Annotated in this window: 28 protein-coding genes and 1 pseudogene; all 29 read right to left on the reverse strand. The window is 34.5% G+C overall.

Annotated features, from left to right (window positions below; translation table 11 throughout):
• Positions 1 to 141, reverse strand: a pseudogene (locus ACIPNH_RS02115) (ATP synthase F1 subunit delta); the annotation flags it as partial.
• Positions 142 to 182: 41 nt separating this feature from the next.
• Complete coding sequence (locus ACIPNH_RS02120; RefSeq protein WP_400771446.1) at positions 183 to 533, reverse strand: YraN family protein; 351 nt, start codon at positions 531 to 533, stop codon at positions 183 to 185.
• A gap of 23 nt (positions 534 to 556) precedes the next feature.
• Positions 557 to 985 (reverse strand): 50S ribosomal protein L17, encoded by a 429-nt coding sequence (gene rplQ / locus ACIPNH_RS02125; protein WP_007550873.1) that lies wholly within the window; start codon positions 983 to 985, stop codon positions 557 to 559.
• Positions 986 to 992: 7 nt separating this feature from the next.
• Positions 993 to 2,060 carry a DNA-directed RNA polymerase subunit alpha gene (locus tag ACIPNH_RS02130; RefSeq protein ID WP_265024429.1) on the reverse strand — a complete coding sequence of 356 codons (1,068 nt, stop codon included), beginning with the start codon at positions 2,058 to 2,060 and terminating at the stop codon, positions 993 to 995.
• Positions 2,061 to 2,081: 21 nt separating this feature from the next.
• Positions 2,082 to 2,468: a 30S ribosomal protein S11 gene (gene rpsK / locus ACIPNH_RS02135; RefSeq protein WP_213863584.1), complete on the reverse strand. Its 387-nt coding sequence runs from the start codon at positions 2,466 to 2,468 to the stop codon at positions 2,082 to 2,084.
• 24 nt (positions 2,469 to 2,492) lie between these two features.
• Positions 2,493 to 2,861, reverse strand: a complete 369-nt coding sequence (gene rpsM / locus ACIPNH_RS02140; protein WP_010962745.1) for a 30S ribosomal protein S13 — start codon at positions 2,859 to 2,861, stop codon at positions 2,493 to 2,495.
• Between the two features lie 59 nt (positions 2,862 to 2,920).
• The gene (locus ACIPNH_RS02145) at positions 2,921 to 3,562 is read right to left on the reverse strand and encodes an adenylate kinase family protein (protein WP_007550178.1); all 642 of its coding nucleotides are present in this window, start codon (positions 3,560 to 3,562) and stop codon (positions 2,921 to 2,923) included.
• The gene (gene secY / locus ACIPNH_RS02150) at positions 3,559 to 4,887 is read right to left on the reverse strand and encodes a preprotein translocase subunit SecY (protein WP_400771453.1); all 1,329 of its coding nucleotides are present in this window, start codon (positions 4,885 to 4,887) and stop codon (positions 3,559 to 3,561) included. The genes ACIPNH_RS02145 and secY overlap by 4 nt, the downstream gene beginning before the upstream one ends.
• A gap of 3 nt (positions 4,888 to 4,890) precedes the next feature.
• Positions 4,891 to 5,361: a 50S ribosomal protein L15 gene (gene rplO, locus ACIPNH_RS02155; RefSeq protein ID WP_400771455.1), complete on the reverse strand. Its 471-nt coding sequence runs from the start codon at positions 5,359 to 5,361 to the stop codon at positions 4,891 to 4,893.
• A gap of 3 nt (positions 5,362 to 5,364) precedes the next feature.
• Positions 5,365 to 5,877: a 30S ribosomal protein S5 gene (gene rpsE / locus ACIPNH_RS02160; RefSeq protein WP_010962748.1), complete on the reverse strand. Its 513-nt coding sequence runs from the start codon at positions 5,875 to 5,877 to the stop codon at positions 5,365 to 5,367.
• A gap of 12 nt (positions 5,878 to 5,889) precedes the next feature.
• The gene (gene rplR / locus ACIPNH_RS02165) at positions 5,890 to 6,261 is read right to left on the reverse strand and encodes a 50S ribosomal protein L18 (protein WP_006279867.1); all 372 of its coding nucleotides are present in this window, start codon (positions 6,259 to 6,261) and stop codon (positions 5,890 to 5,892) included.
• A gap of 5 nt (positions 6,262 to 6,266) precedes the next feature.
• Complete coding sequence (rplF, locus tag ACIPNH_RS02170) at positions 6,267 to 6,812, reverse strand: 50S ribosomal protein L6 (RefSeq protein ID WP_400771459.1); 546 nt, start codon at positions 6,810 to 6,812, stop codon at positions 6,267 to 6,269.
• A 16-nt stretch (positions 6,813 to 6,828) separates the two neighbouring features.
• Positions 6,829 to 7,224 (reverse strand): 30S ribosomal protein S8, encoded by a 396-nt coding sequence (rpsH, locus tag ACIPNH_RS02175; protein ID WP_155968326.1) that lies wholly within the window; start codon positions 7,222 to 7,224, stop codon positions 6,829 to 6,831.
• Positions 7,225 to 7,245: 21 nt separating this feature from the next.
• Positions 7,246 to 7,554, reverse strand: coding sequence for a 30S ribosomal protein S14 (gene rpsN / locus ACIPNH_RS02180; protein ID WP_064124653.1), 309 nt, complete (start codon positions 7,552 to 7,554; stop codon positions 7,246 to 7,248).
• Positions 7,555 to 7,570: 16 nt separating this feature from the next.
• Entirely contained in the window at positions 7,571 to 8,104 is a 534-nt protein-coding gene (gene rplE / locus ACIPNH_RS02185; protein ID WP_010962750.1) for a 50S ribosomal protein L5, read from the reverse strand.
• A 6-nt stretch (positions 8,105 to 8,110) separates the two neighbouring features.
• Positions 8,111 to 8,428, reverse strand: coding sequence for a 50S ribosomal protein L24 (gene rplX, locus ACIPNH_RS02190; RefSeq protein ID WP_400771464.1), 318 nt, complete (start codon positions 8,426 to 8,428; stop codon positions 8,111 to 8,113).
• On the reverse strand, positions 8,428 to 8,787 hold the full coding sequence (rplN, locus tag ACIPNH_RS02195) for a 50S ribosomal protein L14 (protein WP_006279348.1): 360 nt from the start codon (positions 8,785 to 8,787) through the stop codon (positions 8,428 to 8,430). Before rplN ends, rplX begins: the two co-directional genes overlap by 1 nt.
• Positions 8,788 to 8,800: 13 nt before the next feature.
• A complete protein-coding gene (rpsQ, locus tag ACIPNH_RS02200) occupies positions 8,801 to 9,037 on the reverse strand; it encodes a 30S ribosomal protein S17 (protein ID WP_007549925.1) in 237 nt (78 codons plus the stop codon).
• The gene (rpmC, locus tag ACIPNH_RS02205; RefSeq protein WP_006279350.1) at positions 9,030 to 9,233 is read right to left on the reverse strand and encodes a 50S ribosomal protein L29; all 204 of its coding nucleotides are present in this window, start codon (positions 9,231 to 9,233) and stop codon (positions 9,030 to 9,032) included. Before rpmC ends, rpsQ begins: the two co-directional genes overlap by 8 nt.
• A gap of 11 nt (positions 9,234 to 9,244) precedes the next feature.
• On the reverse strand, positions 9,245 to 9,658 hold the full coding sequence (gene rplP / locus ACIPNH_RS02210; protein ID WP_010962752.1) for a 50S ribosomal protein L16: 414 nt from the start codon (positions 9,656 to 9,658) through the stop codon (positions 9,245 to 9,247).
• Between the two features lie 14 nt (positions 9,659 to 9,672).
• On the reverse strand, positions 9,673 to 10,287 hold the full coding sequence (gene rpsC, locus ACIPNH_RS02215) for a 30S ribosomal protein S3 (protein ID WP_010962753.1): 615 nt from the start codon (positions 10,285 to 10,287) through the stop codon (positions 9,673 to 9,675).
• Between the two features lie 39 nt (positions 10,288 to 10,326).
• The gene (gene rplV / locus ACIPNH_RS02220) at positions 10,327 to 10,674 is read right to left on the reverse strand and encodes a 50S ribosomal protein L22 (protein WP_007549821.1); all 348 of its coding nucleotides are present in this window, start codon (positions 10,672 to 10,674) and stop codon (positions 10,327 to 10,329) included.
• Between the two features lie 5 nt (positions 10,675 to 10,679).
• On the reverse strand, positions 10,680 to 10,964 hold the full coding sequence (gene rpsS / locus ACIPNH_RS02225; protein WP_400771468.1) for a 30S ribosomal protein S19: 285 nt from the start codon (positions 10,962 to 10,964) through the stop codon (positions 10,680 to 10,682).
• A 3-nt stretch (positions 10,965 to 10,967) separates the two neighbouring features.
• Positions 10,968 to 11,792 carry a 50S ribosomal protein L2 gene (gene rplB / locus ACIPNH_RS02230; RefSeq protein WP_015589143.1) on the reverse strand — a complete coding sequence of 275 codons (825 nt, stop codon included), beginning with the start codon at positions 11,790 to 11,792 and terminating at the stop codon, positions 10,968 to 10,970.
• A 1-nt stretch (position 11,793) separates the two neighbouring features.
• A complete protein-coding gene (locus tag ACIPNH_RS02235) occupies positions 11,794 to 12,081 on the reverse strand; it encodes a 50S ribosomal protein L23 (RefSeq protein WP_015589144.1) in 288 nt (95 codons plus the stop codon).
• A complete protein-coding gene (rplD, locus tag ACIPNH_RS02240) occupies positions 12,078 to 12,692 on the reverse strand; it encodes a 50S ribosomal protein L4 (RefSeq protein WP_400771472.1) in 615 nt (204 codons plus the stop codon). Before rplD ends, ACIPNH_RS02235 begins: the two co-directional genes overlap by 4 nt.
• Positions 12,693 to 12,694: 2 nt before the next feature.
• Positions 12,695 to 13,417, reverse strand: coding sequence for a 50S ribosomal protein L3 (gene rplC, locus ACIPNH_RS02245; protein ID WP_264724040.1), 723 nt, complete (start codon positions 13,415 to 13,417; stop codon positions 12,695 to 12,697).
• A 9-nt stretch (positions 13,418 to 13,426) separates the two neighbouring features.
• Entirely contained in the window at positions 13,427 to 13,747 is a 321-nt protein-coding gene (rpsJ, locus tag ACIPNH_RS02250; RefSeq protein WP_012673184.1) for a 30S ribosomal protein S10, read from the reverse strand.
• 14 nt (positions 13,748 to 13,761) lie between these two features.
• Positions 13,762 to 14,922 carry an elongation factor Tu gene (tuf, locus tag ACIPNH_RS02255; protein WP_138264868.1) on the reverse strand — a complete coding sequence of 387 codons (1,161 nt, stop codon included), beginning with the start codon at positions 14,920 to 14,922 and terminating at the stop codon, positions 13,762 to 13,764.
• Positions 14,923 to 14,924 lie beyond the last annotated feature (2 nt).

The raw sequence follows: 14,924 nt of genomic DNA on the forward strand, positions 1-14,924 counted from the left end.
CACAAAAACATCACGTTGATCCTTAAAAAAAGCCAACAAAAATTCTACTTCTTTCCTTATAATACCTAACCTGCTTCCTGAGACATGAAATAGCACTCTAGCGTAAGATGAAACTAAATTATTGTATTGGGTCTTTTTCATATTAAATCCAGTAAATCTAAATTAATTCAGCTACAAATCTTTCATTCTTCAATCCAAGCATTTTTTATATAAACAGGTCTTCTCTTTAAGGAAAGAAAATATAAATCATATCTGACTGAATAATCTAAAAAACTAAGGTTTTTACTTAAGAAATACTTAGAAGAATTTATAATAGACTGACATTGAAGATAAGATATCGGTATTTCTTTTCCAAGTAAACTTGCTTTAACTTCTATAAAAATCAGCTCCTTTTTTTTAGATACAATTAAGTCAATTTCACCGAACTTACAACGATAACGGCGTTTTATAACATTATACCATTTCAGTTTTAAATATACTAAAACTAATAACTCGCCAAAGTAACCTACAAAGTAGCGTAACCTACTTACCACAAGAAGAACAATTATGATAACAATTAACTTTGTGTAACTACTTTGCCTCCTTCTTTATTTTTACTATAAACCTTACCTCTTGCTGCAATATCCCTATCAACCAGTTCTATCACTGCCATTGAAGCGCAATCACCCTTTCGAGTGCTAAATTTTATTATTCTAGAATACCCACCTTTACGATCTTGATAACGGCTGGCTAAGACGTTTAATAACTTATCAACTGCTAACTTACTATTATGAAGGCGTGAAAGCAAAAGTCTTCTACCATGTAAAGTATTCTTATTCTTAGCAATTGTAATAAACTTTTCGACATATGGACGAAGTTCCTTAGCTTTTGGTAAAGTAGTTACAATCTGCTCATGGTTAATTAATGAGATAGATAGATTCTTTAACGTCGATAATCTATGTTCAGTACAACGAGATAGTTTACGTTTTTTTATTCCATGTTTCATATATCACCTAATCTTCATCAGTATGTTGTTTAGCCAACTCATCTATATCCTTAGGTGGCCATTTTAGCACATTCATACCCAAAGACAAGCCAAAATTAGTCAAAACTGCCTTAATCTCATTCAAAGACTTCCTGCCAAAATTAGCAGTTCTTAACATTTCACCTTCTGTCTTTTGCACAAGATCACCTATATAAGTGATGTTTTCGTTTTTCAGACAGTTATGAGACCTGACAGATAATTCCATTTCATCTACCTTACGCAATAAGACAGGGTCATAACCCAAATCTTTAGCACCACTAGACGAAGAAACCTGCGATTTTTTATAACTTACATCAGAACTAATAAAGGGCTGAAGTTGCTCCTGTAATATTCTTGCAGCAGAGTCAACAGCTTGACTCGGAGAAATTGTACCATCAGTTTCAATTGACAATATCAGCTTATCCTTATCAGTCACTTGGCCAACACGACTGTTCTCTACCCTGTACGAAACCCTGTTGACAGGGCTATACAAAGCATTAACTGGAATAAAACCAATTAAATCCTGTTCACTCATAAGCTTCAAAAGTTCGTTTTCTTTATACTTAATTACAGGAAGATAACCTTTTCCGCTAGCCACATATATGGTCATGTTAAGCTCTACATTTTGCCCCAGCGTACATATTAATAAATCCTTATTAACAATAGAGCATTGATCATCAGTTTCTATCATCCCAGCTAATACCTGGCAAGGCCCTTTAGCGTTTAAATTTAAGCATTTATTAGAAGCACCATTTAATTTACACCTTAACATGCCCATATTTAACACTATATCAGTTACATCTTCTCTCACCCCTTGAATTGAAGTAAACTCATGAGTTACACCTTCAATTTTTATTCCATAAACAGCACTACCTTTAAGAGAAGATAACATTACACGTCTTAATGCATTACCTAATGTTAAAGCAAAACCACTTTCCAACGGTTCTAGCACTATATCACTTTTTTCACTTGAATCATCTGATATTACCTTAACTGAACTAGGTTTAATCAATTTATCTAAATTGCTACAGAGAGACACATCATTATTATAATACATAAAACAACCTTTTCAAATATCCTATACTCTTCTTTTTTTTCTTAACCTGCACCCATTATGAGGAATTGCGGTTTTATCTGCAATTGAAGTCACAGTCAACCCACAGCTCTGAAGTGCTTTAACCGCAGCTTCAGTACCAAAGCCAGGACCACGAATTATTACAGAGACAACCTTCATACCAAATCTCTCTATTGCATTCTTCGCAGCAGCCTCCGCAGCCTTACCTGCAGCATAAGGTGTGGATTTTCTCGAACCTGAAAAACCACATGCACCCACAGAAGTTTGACATAGCGTATTACCATGAACATCAGTTACATTTACAAAAGTATTATTAAAAGTTGCACGAATATGGACAACACCAGTAATAAACTCCTTCTTACTCTTACTAACCGTTTTGACTTTTTTCATTAAAACTCACAATAATAATAAATTTTATTTTTTCCCAGCAATAGGCAACCGAGATCTACCTTTACGAGTCTTAGCATTAGTATGAGTCCTTTGCCCTCTCACAGGTAAACCTTTTCTATGTCTCACCCCTCTATAGCATCCCATTTCCACTAAAGATTTTATGTTCATAGCCACTTCTTTTCTGAGCTCACCTTCTATAACATAATTTTGTCTAATGAAACCGCTGATCTTTTCTATATCTTCATCTCGTAATTCTGAAACACGTTTGCGCTTATCAACTTCGCAAGCGTGACAAATTACATTCGCAGTAGCAATACCTATACCATATATATAAGTTAATGCAAAAGGAACACATTTCCTCACTGGAATATTTATGCCTGCAATACGTGCCACTGGTACCTCGATACTTTATTAATAACAACTCTTAATTTATACCATAAAACAACTCAGAGTCAAACCAAATTACAAGAAATTTTACTTTCAATCTCTTGCGTTACCTCATCAACACTCAAATTAGCGTCAATTGTTAATAATTTGCCTTTATAATACTCGCGTAAACCTTTCATTTGAAGGTGATATTCACTTATTCTCTTATTAATTGCAGACATATCAGCATCATCAATTCTTTTCTCTAACCTCGTACTTTTACATTTAGCACAAGTAGTACTCTTAAAAGAAGATACACTATATATGCTTTTACAGTCCAAACACGCGAGACGATTTTTTAACCTATCAATTGCAATATTATCGTCAAGCTGCAGCTCAACTACAATGTCAACATCCCTATTATATTTTTCTTGCAAAACTTGAGTCAAAAAATGAGCCTGGTTTAAATTTCTCGGAAAACCATCTAATAAGCAATTATCATCCACTAATGCAAGCTGGTCACGTAATAATCCACATATAATTTCATCTTGAATTAAATTACCAGATTCCACGGTACCCTTTATTTTTTTACCTAACTCACTACTGCTAGATATAATATTCCTTAATAAATCCCCTACTGAAATTAATTTTAAATTATATTTTGCTATTAACAAGCTTGACTGAGTACCTTTACCAGAACCTGGAGGACCAAAAATCGTAATGATCATCTTACTTTCCTCGTTTTAGACTCATATTTCTTTATCCAGTTGTCGTACCTATTTGAAAAAATATAAGATTGTATTTGCATAATAGTATCAGTAATAACGTTCACTATAATCAGTAAGCTCGTCCCACCAAAAATAAATGGTATATCATAATAATATCTCATAACTTCAGGTACAGTACATATGACTACCAAATACGCAGAGCCAATGAATGTCAACTTAAAAACTATATCTTGAAGGTAATCAGAAGTATGTTTCCCAGGCCTTCTACCAGGTATAAAACCACCATTTTTTTTAAGAAAATCTGCGTTTTCCTCTGGATTAAATATAAAATTGGTATAGAAAAAATTAAAAAATACTATCAGCACCAAATAGGCTACAATATATACTACTTTATTTGCCATAAAGTAATTCAAAATAAAATCAGAAAAAGCGTGCCCCTTATAGAAATTTGCAATTGAAATAGGTGTCAATAAAATTGCATTAGCAAAAATGGTTGGTACTACACCAGATAAATTAATCTTCAATGGAATATAAGTAAAATCGTCATTATGTAATCTTTTAAATTGCTTTTTAGGATGTTGAACAATAACCTTTCTATAAGAAGACTCTACAAAAATGACTAAGAGTAGCAGCAAAAAAAACAATACCAAAACAAAAAGGATAATAAATACCGATACGCTACCGTTTTTATTTAACGTTAACAAAGATGACAAAGCGCTGTGTAACTCTGATATTATACCCGTGAAAATGATTAATGAGATACCATTGCCTATACCGCTAGCGCTGATTCGTTCACCAAGCCATATTAAAAGCATAGTTCCACCTAAAAGGCTGAAAACACCTATTGTACGAAACATAACACCAGGTTCGATTACAACCAATACCCCTTCCCTATTCATCCCTTCCAATCCAACCAAAATTGGAATTGATTGAAATACACAAATTACTATGGTCAGATAGCGTATATAAGAATTCATCTTTCTACGGCCTGACTCTCCATCATTCTTAACTTCCTTCATTCCTTTAATCGCAGAAGAAAGTAACTGAATAATGATAGAAGCCATTATATATGGCATAACGTTCAATGCTAGAATTGTCATTCTAGCCAATGCACCACCAGAAAATAAATTAAATACTCCAAAAACGCCTGAGCCATCTTTGGGAAATATATCATTAATTACATCAAGATTAATTCCAGGAATAGGCACATAAGTACCCAAGCGATAGCAAATTAAAGCTATTAGCGTAAAAAATATACGCTTTAATAAATCGCCTTTATATAACAACGTAGGATCCAAGCTATTAAATGCTGATTTATTGCCCATGACTTACGATAGTATTTCCACACTACCACCAACTGAAGCTACAGATTTTTTTGCAGCTTCTGACGCAAAATCAACATGAAACACAAATTTTTCGCTCAACTTACCTTTATTAAGAAGTTTAATTTTATCCTTAATAGACTTTATAAAACCTAATTTATACAGCCTCTCCTTATCTATAACAGAGTCTTTCACTATTTTTTTAGCTTCCATTAAGCGCTGTATATCGCCAACATTAATTATAGAGTATATGCTCCTACGTATAGGCTGAAAACCTCTTTTAGGCAAACGAGTATATATAGACTGTTGTCCACCCTCAAAACCATTTATAGAAACTCCACTTCTAGCCTTCTGCCCTTTATGCCCTCTACCGGATGTTTTACCTTTACCACAACCGATACCTCTACCCAGCAACTTAGGCTTCTTTTTCTTAGATAATTTAGTAAATATAGAGTTTAATTTTACAGCATTATTCATACTTTACCTGTTTCCAACTATCTCGCTAATCTTTTTGCCTCTTTTGCTTGCTACCTGACGAGGAGATAACATACTATCAAAAGCCTTAAACACCGCACATATAACGTTATGAGGATTATTTGATCTAGTGGATTTAGCTACCACATCCTTTATACCTAACACCTCAAAAACTGATCTAATCGCTCCACCAGCAATAATACCTGTTCCGGCTCTTGCGGTTCTTAAAACTATCTCACCAGAACAAAATTTAGCTTTAATATCATGATGCAAAGTTCTACCTTCACGCAAGTACACTCTAATCATTGATTTCTTTGCAGCATTTACAGCTTTGACTCTTGCTTCAGCAACTTCTGCGTGCTTACCTATTCCACACCCTACCCTACCCTTCTCATCGCCAACAACAACCAAAATTGAAAATGAAAATCTTCTACCACCTTTGGTAACCGTTGTCACTCTTCGTACCGAAACTAAAAGCTCTGATAAATCATTATTATTTTGTAAATTCTTTATAGCCATATTCAAAACCTTCTAAAATTCAAATCCAGAACTTCTTAAAGCCTCAGCAAATTGAGAAACTAATCCTGTGTATTTATACGCTCCACGATCAAACGTAAGCTGCTGCTCTAATTTCATGCCAGACAGACGCTCAACCATTAAAGAAGAAACCTGTTTTATAGTTTCAGCGTTGACTTTCCCTTTACATACATCCTTAATTTTAGCATCCAAAGTAGAAGCTGAAGTGAGAGTTATTCCTTTTACATCATTAATTAACTGGACATAAAAATGCCTATTAGATTTAAATATGGATATACGTAAACGTTCAGCGCTCTTGTCAAGCTTCGCTCTATTACGTAACTTCCTTTTTTCAGAATTACTTAAAAAATTATACGATCTTTTCATTTTTATTACTTCTTTTTACTTACAACCTTACGCAGCATAAATTTGCCTTTTATTACAACACCCTTACCTTTATAAGGATCATATTTTCTAATTTTGCATATATCAGACGCCACCATATAGACCTTCTGCTTATCCATACCACTAACTACTAAGTGAGTTGGCTTTATGCACTTAATCTCAACATCTTTAGGCACTTTATATTTAACATTATGGCTATAACCAAGATATAAAGTCAAATACTTACCATCACACTCTGCCTTATATCCCACACCGTTAATCTCAAGATTAACAGAAAAACCATCAACCATGCCGTTAATGATATTATTAATATTACTCCTATACCTGCCCCACATAGGCTTTATTTTATCATAATTATCTTTATCTTGATCAACAGAAAGCAATAGCTGATTATCAATAATCTGACACACAACATCCCTGATCAAGCTAACTTCCTTTTCAGCCTTAGCACTCTTTATTAACATACTACCATTATTATATTCAACTGAAACACCAGCAGGAATATTGATAGGAGCAGCACCTATACGAGACATGAATTTCTCCTATTATTTAAAACACACGACACAAAACTTCTCCACCAACCTTTAACTTATGTGCATTATAATCAGTCATCACTCCTTTGGGTGTCGATATAATAAAAATACCAAGACCATTATATGCTTTAGAAATGTCCTTATACTTAGAATAACGACGACACCCAGGCTTTGACACCCTAACTATGTCACTAATTACAGGTAACTTCTCATAATACTTCAATTTTACAATGAAAGAAGGTAAATTACCTACAACTTGCTTTTCATAATCAAGGATATACCCTTCCTCTTTTAAAATCTCCAATATAGAAGAATTCATCTTAGAAAATAGTACCCTTGTTGCCCTATGCATTGCCAATTGAGCATTACGTATCCTTGTTAAAAAATCACCAATACTATCAGATAACGCCACAATATACTCCTTATATTATATTTACCAACTAGACTTTGTAACTCCTGGAACTTGCCCAAAAGAACATAAATCACGCAAAACAATTCTACATAAACCAAATTTTCTATATACTCCTCTTGGTCTCCCAGTTAAAGCACACCTATTTCTAATTTTGGTTTTAGAAGAATTTCTAGGCAATTTTTTAATTAATTTATTTTGAGCTGTAAACCTTTCTACAATAGACAAATTCTTATTATTTATTATAGATTTCAATTTTTCTCTTTTTTCTTTATATTGATCGCACAACTTTATTCTGCGAAGATTTCTTTCTATCATAGATTTTTTTGCCATATATTTCTCCTCTCAATTAATCAAAAAAAGGAAATTTAAGAGCCAGTAATAATTCCTTTGCTTCCTTATCACTAACTGCACTTGTTATAATATTAATATCCATACCTCTAATTTTACTTATTTTATCATAGTCTATTTCTAAAAACGAGATATGTTCCTTTATACCAAAGGAAAAATTACCATTACCGTCAAATTGCTTCACACTAAATCCTCTAAAATCTTTTTCCCTTGGCAAAGCAATATATATCAATCTTTCTAAAAACTCATACATTTTATCTCTACGCAAAGTTACTTTGCAACCTACTGTAGCACCTTTTCTGATCTTGAAGCCAGAAATAGATTTTTTTGCAAAAGTTGATAAAGGCTTCTGCCCAGCAATCAAATATAGGCTATCAAGTGGTTCATTTATTGCTTTACTATCTGTAGCAGCATCTCCAACGCCCATATTGATACACACCTTGACAAGTTTAGGCACTTGCATTATATTGCCGTAATTAAACTTATCCTTCAAGGACTTTACTATGCTATCTTTATACAATTCTTTAAACATATCAACCTAATCTATCACTTCTCCAGAAACTTTTGCAAAACGCACTTTTCTACCGTCTATAACCTTAAACCTCACTCTAGTTGGAGTTTTATATTTAGGGTCCAATGTTGCAACGTTGGATATATCAATAGCTAACTCTTTATTTAATATACCACCACTACTACCAGCTTTTGGTTTAGTATGTCTCTTATGCACATTCACTCCAGAAACAATTACTTTCTTTTTAGCATCACGTGCTATAACTTTGATTACCTTACCAATTTTTCCCTTATCTTTACCAGTTAAAACTATAACGTCGTCACCACTTTTTATTTTAGCACTCATTATAAAACCTCAACAGCTAATGACATTATCTTCATAAAAGAACCAGATGATAACTTTTTTACCGGACCAAACACCCGAGTGCCAAGTGGTTCACCTTGATCGTTAATCAAAACTACAGCATTGCTAGAAAAACGAATTACAGAACCATCAGATTTTCTAATAGGGCTTTTCACCCTCACCACAACTGCTCTATATACTTTTCCCTTCTCAACTTTCCCTCTTGGAGTAATAGATTTAGTAGATACAATAACTGTGTCACCTATAGATGCAGACTTTCTACCACCCAATAAACCAATACAAAGCACTGCACGCGCGCCAGAATTATCAGCTACTTCCAACAATGTATTTTTTTGAATCATATAAATATCCTATTCAATGTGAGCTATTAACAATAACCCATTTTTTAGTAGTAGAAATAGGCTTGTGTTCTTGTATTAAAACCTTGTCCCCTTCTTTACAACTATTATTCTCATCATGTGCTGTATACTTCTTGTATTTTTTTATAACCTTTTTATACAGCTCATCCTTATACACTTGTAATACCGAAACCTTTACAGTCTTATCACACTTAGCCTTAGTTACAGTACCACAAAAAACCTTTTTAGGCATTCTTTTCCTCTCTTCTTCTTTTATTTAATGTAGTTAAAATACGAGCTATGCTCTTTCTTATTAAGCTAAAACGCGAAATATTGTTGCACTGGCCCAGCTTCTTTTGAAAAACCAAATTAACAAACTCTTTTCTCAAATTCACAAGAATTTCATGCAATTCTTGCGAGGACCTCGATTCAATGTCAGCTATATCCATTGCAACTCCATTTAATTATGATTAGATACAAATTTACACTTCATAGGAAGCTTAGCAGTTGCCTTTTCAAGCGCCAATCTTGCTAAATGCATGGGAACATCACTGCTAATTTCAAACAACATTCTACCGGGCTTAGCTTTAAATACCCAAAACTCAACACTACCTTTCCCTTTACCCATACGCACATCCGCCGGCTTTTTACTAACAGGGGTATCAGGAAAAATTCTTATCCACACTTTACCAGAGCGTTTTAATGTTCTAGATATTACACGCCTTGCAGTTTCAATATGCTTAGATTGAATCCTACCTGCTTCCATAGCCTTTAGACCATAATCTCCAAAAGATAATGTGCTACCACCTTTCGTGTTACCCTTAATTCGTCCTTTAAATACTTTTTTATATTTACTTTTTTTAGGAATAAACATTTCAATATACCTAATTAGTTACCAATATAAACCCAGACCTTAACTCCTATGATGCCATATATAGTTTTTGCTTCAGCAAAAGCATAATCTATATTAGCACGTAAAGTATGCAAAGGCAAACGGCCTTCTTTATACCACTCAGTACGAGCTATCTCAGCTCCGCCAAGGCGCCCAGAACAACTTACTTTAATACCTCTAGCACCCATCCTCAAACAACTTTGAATAGCTTTTTTCATCGCTCTTCTAAATGAAACCCTTTTTTCTAACTGCTGTGCAATGCTGTTTGATATTAAAACTGCATCTATTTCAGACCTTTTAACCCCTACTACATTCACTTCCACATTATTTTTTACTTTTTCAGCTATCTTTTGCTTTATCTTCTCAATATCCGAGCCTTTCTTACCTATTATCACTCCAGGTCTAGAAGAATGTATTATTACAGATACCAAATCGATCGTACGCTCTATAATTACTTTAGAAACACCAGCATGCTTAAAAGATTCATTTATATAACTGCGAATAGATAAATCTTGATGCAACCCTTGTTTATAACCCTTCTCAGCATACCAAATAGATGACCAAGTATTAATTATTTTTAACCTAAATCCTTTAGGATTAACGTTTCCCATATTTTTGCACTTTCCTTATTAATTTTCTATTTTTATGAATCATATAATTTCCCCCAATTTTACAGTTATATTACTATAACGTTTACTAACTCTATTAGCTCTACCCATAGCTTTTGGACATACCCTACGCAAAGTAAGAGACTTACCTATTAAAATTTCTTTTATATATAAATTATCGATATCCAATCCATAATTTTGAGCATTAGCAATCGCAGAATTTAATACCTTCCTTATAAGACCTGCAGCTTTCTTTTCACAAAATCTTAATTGCACAGTGGCAAAAGAAACTTTTTTATTACGTACTAAACCAGCAACCAAATTCAATTTACGAGGAGTTGATTTTAAAACCCTAGAACCAGCTTTAACTATTACATCTCTGTTTTTCATATCAATTACCTTCTTGTCGCCTTTTTATCACCACTATGCCCAGTAAATTTACGAGTGGGTGAAAACTCACCAAACTTATGACCTATCATATTCTGATCACTAACATTCACAGGAATGTAATCCTTACCATTATAAACAGCAAACTTTAAACCTAAACAATTAGGAAGAATTACAGAAGCCCTGGAATGAACTTTTATAGCCATGTTAACAAACCCCTTGTTTAAAGCATTATTCACCGACTTTAATATAGAAGGATGACAAAAAGGAGGCTTCCATGGAGATCTACTCATAAACTAACCTTTCAATTGTTTTATATACTTATCACTAGATTTATTTCTCCTTCGAGTTTTCTTTCCTTTTGTTGCAACACCCCAAGGAGTAACAGGATGACGACCACCAGAGGTTTTTCCTTCCCCGCCTCCATGAGGATGGTCAACCGGATTCATTGCAACTCCACGTACAGTAGGTCTAATCCCAAGCCACCTACTTCTCCCAGCTTTACCCAACTTTCTATTCTTATGGTCAGGGTTAGATACTACACCAATAGTAGCCTTGCAAGAAGATAAAATCAACCTAATTTGACCAGACCTGAGTCGTAATAAAACATATTGGCCATCACGACCAACGATTTGTGCATAACAACCAGCAGCTCTAGCAATCGCAGCACCATTACCTGGCTTCAGCTCAACATTATGAACGAAAGAACCAACAGGTATATGCTTGAGTAGTAAACAATTCCCTGGCAAAATATCAGCATCATTCCCAGCTGTAACAACATCACCTGGCTTCATACCTTGAGGAGCTAATATATAAGACTTAATATCATCTTCCTTATATGATATTAACGCCAAAAACCCACTTCTATTTGGGTCATACTCTATTTTTTCAACTATACCTTGACCACTTCTATTACGCTTAAAATCTATCACTCTATACTTCTTTTTGTGACCACCACCCCTATGACGAGTTGTAATTCTACCATGATTATTTCTTCCACCACTGGACTTTTTACCGGATGTAAGAGACTTTTCTGGCTCATCTTTTGATAAACCAACTTTACTTACTAACACAGTCCCACGAGAAGACGGAGTAACAGGATTAAAAAACTTCATACCCATACTAAACGCTCATTATATCTAATTTTTGACCATCCATCAAAGAAAAATAAACTTTCTTTTTCTGTTTTTCACAACCAATCACACCCCTAAAACGCCTATATTTAGGCTTAATTCTAACAACATTTATAGAAGAAATTTTAACATCGAATAGAGACTCTATTGCCAACTTTATTTGACGCTTATTTACATTTACAAAAACATACAAAGAATATTTATTAAACTTCTCCCTCAAAAAAGAGGCCTTTTCTGTAATTATAGGAGATTTTATTATATTATTATATTTGATCATAACAATCTACCTTCAAGATGCTTTAAAGTATCCTTTGTCAACATCACGCATTCGTGATTCAATATATCAAAAACATTTAACCCAATAGGTTTGATTAAGTCTACATAGTGCAAGTTTTTAGCCGCACGCAACAAATCATCTCCATAATCACCAACTATCAAAAAGGAAGAAAATTTAAAATTTTTAATACATTTACACATTTCAGACGTTTTCTTCACATCAATATTTAAATTATCCAGAATAATTACTTGATTATTTAAATACTTTAGAGATAAAGCAATTTTTAAACCAAATTTGCGTACCTTCTTATTAAGAGAATAAGTATGACTCCTCACAACAGGGCCGAAAATAATCCCACCACCTCTAAATTGAGGAGATCGCAAGCTCCCTTGTCTTGCCCTACCGGTACGTTTTTGACCATAAGGTTTAGCTGTTGTACCAGAGACATCACTAATACCTTTTGTTTTATGAGTACCAGCTCTTCTCTTCGCTAATTGCCATCTCACTATATCATGCAAAATACTCAATTTTTGCTTAGCAGAAAATATCAAAGGATTGAACTGAGCAGTACCTACATTATCATTAGATAGATTAACTAAATTACATTCCATAACTAACTTACCAAATTACTAGCATCATCATTTACATCTAACAGTAAACCTACCGGAAAAAGGACATCTTTATGTAAAGATTTTTTAACTGCATCTCTTACAAAAACATAGGAATTTTTAAACCCAGGAACATTATTACCCTTCACAGCAATTATACTATTTTCATGATCAATGGATAATATCTTCATATTTTGTGCAGTTATCCTGCTGTTACCTAAATGACCAGCCATTTTCTTTCCTTTGAATACTCTACCAGGATCCTGACATTGGCCAGTGGAACCTTGTGATCTGTGAGCAATAGAAACACCATGAGATGCCCTAAGCCCACTGAAATTATGCCGCTTCATCACACCAGCAAATCCTTTACCTATAGAATAACCCGTAATATCAAGATATTGACCAACCACAAAATGATTGATTCCCACTTTTTTACCACATTCTATTCCCGACAGGTCATTTAATCTACTTTCGTATAACTTACATTTATTATTTATACCCTTTTTCTTTAAATATTCCAACTGAGGTTTTGCTATATTTTTAAAATCTCCTGTGCCTAAAATGACTGAATTATAGCCACATTTATCTTGTCCTTTTATATCAATAATATAAGTTTTGCTGAGATGCAATAAAGTTACAGCCATGCGACTATTGTCAGAATACATAGCAGTATGACCAATATTCATCATTAGTAAACCAATTCTCCTCAGCGAATTTATTCTCTTCATTTCCTTCTCCTAAACCTTAACTTCCTTGACTTTTAAATCCACTTCTACGCCAGCAGAAAAAGATAAACCTGTAAGCATCTGCATCATAGTAGGAGTAAGATCATGTAAAACAATCAAACGCCTAGAAGTTCTCATTTCAAACTGTTCACGAGATTTTTTATCAACGTGAGGAGATCTATTAACAATAAATTTAGAATCTTTCCTTGGCAACGCAATCGGACCAGATAATTTTGCACTGGACCGCTTTAATTCATCAACAAATTTTCGAACACACTCCTCCAATAAAGAACAATCGAAAGCCTTAATGTTAATATATATATCTTGCTTCATCTTAGTTACTACACTCACTCCAAAATTTCAGAAACAACACCAGAACCAACAGTTCTACCGCCTTCTCTTATCGCAAAACGCAATCCCTTATCCATTGCTATCGGTACTTGCAATTCTACTTCTACACTCACATTATCTCCTGGCATTACCATCTCCTTCCCATCTAGCAATTTTATGCTCCCAGTTACATCCGTTGTCCTTAAATAAAACTGTGGCTGGTAATTCGCAAAAAATGGTGTATGCCTTCCTCCTTCCTCTTTCTTTAATATATAAACCTCCGCCTTAAACTTTCTATGCGGCGTTATCGTCCCCGGTTTTGCCAATACTTGCCCTCTCTCTACTTCTTCTCTTTTTGTTCCTCTTAACAATATTCCTACATTGAGTCCTGCACTTCCCTTATCCAGCAACTTCTTAAACATTTCTACACCTGTGCATATCGTCTTTTGCGTCGCTTTCAGACCTATTATCTCTATCTCTTCTCCCGTCTTTATCTCTCCCTTCTCTATTCTTCCTGTTACCACTGTTCCTCGCCCCGATATCGAAAATACATCTTCGATTGGCAATAAAAATGGTAAATCCACAGGCCTTGGTGGAACCGCTACATATTCATCTAACTTTTCCATCAATTTGTCTATTGATTTCTTTCCATATTCGCTGCTGTCATCCTCCAGCGCCTTGAGCGCTGAACCAACCACCACAGGCACTTCATCCCCTGGAAATCCGTATTTACTCAGTAATTCCCTCACTTCCATTTCTACTAAATCTATCATATCAGCATCAGCAACATCAGCTTTGTTTATATACACCACGATATATCCAACACCTACCTGCTTCGCCAGCAATATATGCTCTCTCGTTTGTGGCATTGGCCCATCAACCCCCGACACTACCAATATCGCCGCATCCATCTGTGCTGCACCTACTATCATGTTCTTTACATAGTCAGCGTGTCCAGGACAATCAACGTGTGCATAATGCCTTTTTTCCGTCTGATACTCAACATGCGCTGTTGCTATCGTTATCCCCCTCTTCCTTTCTTCTGGCGCTTTATCTATCTGATCGTACGCTACAAAATTTCCATAATGCTTCGTTATCGCCGCTGTTAACGTCGTCTTCCCATGATCCACATGTCCTATTGTTCCCACATTTACATGCGGCTTTCCAAATGCTTCCACTA

Source organism: Wolbachia endosymbiont of Drosophila barbarae, from assembly GCF_044752445.1.
Classification (GTDB): domain Bacteria; phylum Pseudomonadota; class Alphaproteobacteria; order Rickettsiales; family Anaplasmataceae; genus Wolbachia; species Wolbachia pipientis.